The sequence below is a fragment of the Streptomyces sp. UH6 genome, assembly GCF_013421635.1.
In the GTDB taxonomy this organism is placed as follows: domain Bacteria; phylum Actinomycetota; class Actinomycetes; order Streptomycetales; family Streptomycetaceae; genus Streptomyces; species Streptomyces abyssomicinicus.
The window spans coordinates 1-2,549 of record NZ_JACADT010000826.1 but is presented as its reverse complement, the minus strand read 5'-3'; the positions used below and the strand labels follow the sequence as shown (position 1 = coordinate 2,549).

General features: G+C 72.8%; 1 protein-coding gene and 1 pseudogene. One reads left to right on the top strand and one right to left on the bottom strand.

What is annotated here, in order from left to right; genetic code table 11:
* The coding region (locus tag HW445_RS26375; protein WP_180223388.1) for a thioredoxin domain-containing protein at positions 1 to 1,463 on the bottom strand (1,463 nt) is incomplete at its 3' end.
* 241 nt (positions 1,464 to 1,704) lie between these two features.
* Between HW445_RS26375 and HW445_RS26370 the strand changes: the two are divergent.
* Positions 1,705 to 2,549 (top strand): annotated as a pseudogene (locus tag HW445_RS26370) (hypothetical protein); the annotation flags it as partial.

Genomic DNA, 2,549 nt, shown 5'->3' with positions numbered 1-2,549 from the left:
GTGATCAGGCCCTCCGCGACGTCGCCGTAGTCCTCCAGCACGCCCGCGTTGGCACCGGCGCGGCCGTCCCGGCTGGTCCGGGCGAGCCTCGCGTGCTCGTCCATGTGGACCCGCACCAGGAGGTCCGCCGCGGCCACCGCCGCCTCCACCAGGTCCGGCCGGTCGAAGTACGCGCCGGTCTCGGCGAGCGCGGCGATCGCCAGCCCGTTCCACGCCGCGACCACCTTGTCGTCCCGCCCCGGCGCGGGCCGGGCCTCGCGCGCCTCGTACAGGCGCCGCCGGATCCCCTCGATCCGCTCCGCGTCGAAGACGCCGCCCTCCTCGTCGGAGCGCTGCGGGAGCTGCAGCACCGAGGCGCCCTCCTCGAAGGTGCCCTCGGCGGTCACCCCGAAGTGGCGGGCGGCCAGTTCGGCGTCCTCCTCGCCGAGCACCTCGGCCAGCTGCGCGGGCGTCCACACGTAGTACGCGCCCTCGAGGTGCCGGCCGGTGCCGTCGTCGCTGTCCGCGTCCAGCGCGGAGGCGAACCCGCCCTCGGCGGTGCGCAGTTCACGCACCATGAAGCCGGCCGTCTCCAGCGCGACCCGGCGCGCCAGTTCCGAGCCGGTGGACCGCCACAGGTGGGCGTAGACGCGGCACAGCAGGGCGTTGTCGTACAGCATCTTCTCGAAGTGCGGGACCACCCAGTCGCGGTCCACCGAGTACCGGGCGAAGCCGCCGCCGAGCTGGTCGTAGAGACCGCCCCGCGCCATCCGCTCGCACGTGTCGGCGGCCATCTGCAGCGCGCCCTCGGAGCCGGTGCGGGTGTGATGGCGGAGCAGGAACTCCAGGACCATGGACGGCGGGAACTTCGGCGCGCCGCCGAACCCGCCGCGGGCCGGGTCGTACTCGCGGGTGAGGCCCAGCAGCGCCGACGCCATCTCCGCCTCGCCCGGCGCGACGTCGCCGGCGTCGGCGTACGGCAGTTCCCGCTCGGCCAGGTCCCGCACGATCTTCCCGGCCGCCTCGGTCACCTCCTCCCGCCGCTCCGCCCACGCCGCGTGGACGCCCTGGAGCACCTGGAGGAACCCTGGCATTCCGTGGCGCGGGGCTGGTGGGAAGTAGGTCCCGAAGTAGAAGGGTTCTCGGTCCGGTGTGAGGAAGACCGTCATCGGCCAGCCGCCCTGGCCGGTCGCCGCCTGCACCGCCTCCATGTACACGGCGTCCACGTCCGGCCGTTCCTCGCGGTCCACCTTGACCGAGACGAAGTGTTCGTTGAGGTAGGCGGCGGTGGCGGCGTCCTCGAAGGACTCGTGCGCCATCACGTGACACCAGTGGCAGCTGGAGTACCCGACGCTCAACAGCACCGGCACGTCACGCCGCCGTGCCTCGTCGAAGGCGGCGGGCTCCCATTCCCACCAGTCGACGGGGTTGTCGGCGTGCTGGAGAAGATACGGGGACGTGGCCTGCGCAAGTCGGTTCGCCATGCCTACATCCTGTCGTACGACGAGCGCCCACGGGCGGTACAAGGCTCGAGCGGGAGTCGGATCCTGGATCACGGTTGTTACGAAAACGCCTTGCGGGCAACCTGTTGACGGCGCTTTCATGTGTTGCATGTGAGCGGCACTGCACGGTGCCGCACTCCAACACCACCCGTGGGGGGCGCAGTTGCGTAGGTACGGAGCACGAACAGGCGGCAGAGCGACGACGGTTCTGCTGGCCGCGGCCATGGCGGGAGCCGGTCTCACGGCCACGGCGGGACCGGCGGCGGGAGCGGAGGAGCCGCCCGCCGGCACGGTGGTCGAACTGCCGGTCTCGTCATTCTCGCAGTTCACCGTGGACCCGGCCAACCAGCGGGTCTGGATCGCCGACGAGAACGCCGCCGGCGGCCAAGGCACCATCCTGGGTTACGACTTCGACGGCGTCCTGCGGGCGCAGCGGCAGACCGAGGGCCGGGTCTCCGGCATCGCGGTGGAGCCGGACGGGTCCCGGATCCACGTCGGGCAGCGCGACTCGATCCGGAGCTACGACGCGGACCTCGCACCGGTGGGGTCGACCCCGGCGCCGGTGGACGACTGCGGCCGCGACCTGGTCCACGCCGGCGGGCTGCTGTTCTTCACGAGCCAGGAGGGGGCGTCGCCGCAGGAGTGCGCTGCGGCGATGGGCACCATCCACGCCACCGAGGCCGACGGGACGGCCCCGCAGATCATTATGTACACCAGCTCCGCCAACCACCTGGAGACCGGCCCCGGCGGCATGCTGCTGACCGCTCCGGAGCGCAGCTCACCGGACGACGACCCCAACATCGGCCTCTACCGGGCCGGGCACGACGACCCGGAGGGCGGCCTGCTGGAGTTCCTCGGGGAGACCTGGCTCGGGGGCGACGGCACCGGTCAGGGCGGCCTCGACTTCCGCGACGCCGCCTTCTCGCCGGACGGCTCCACCGTCGCGTTCGCCGACGCGGGCCGGGGCACCGTGCTGCTCGGTACGCCCGGCCTCGCCGTCCGGGAGAACCCCTACACCCCGCTGCCGGAGGGCGCCGAGCCCACGGCCGTGGCCTTCAGCGGCGACGG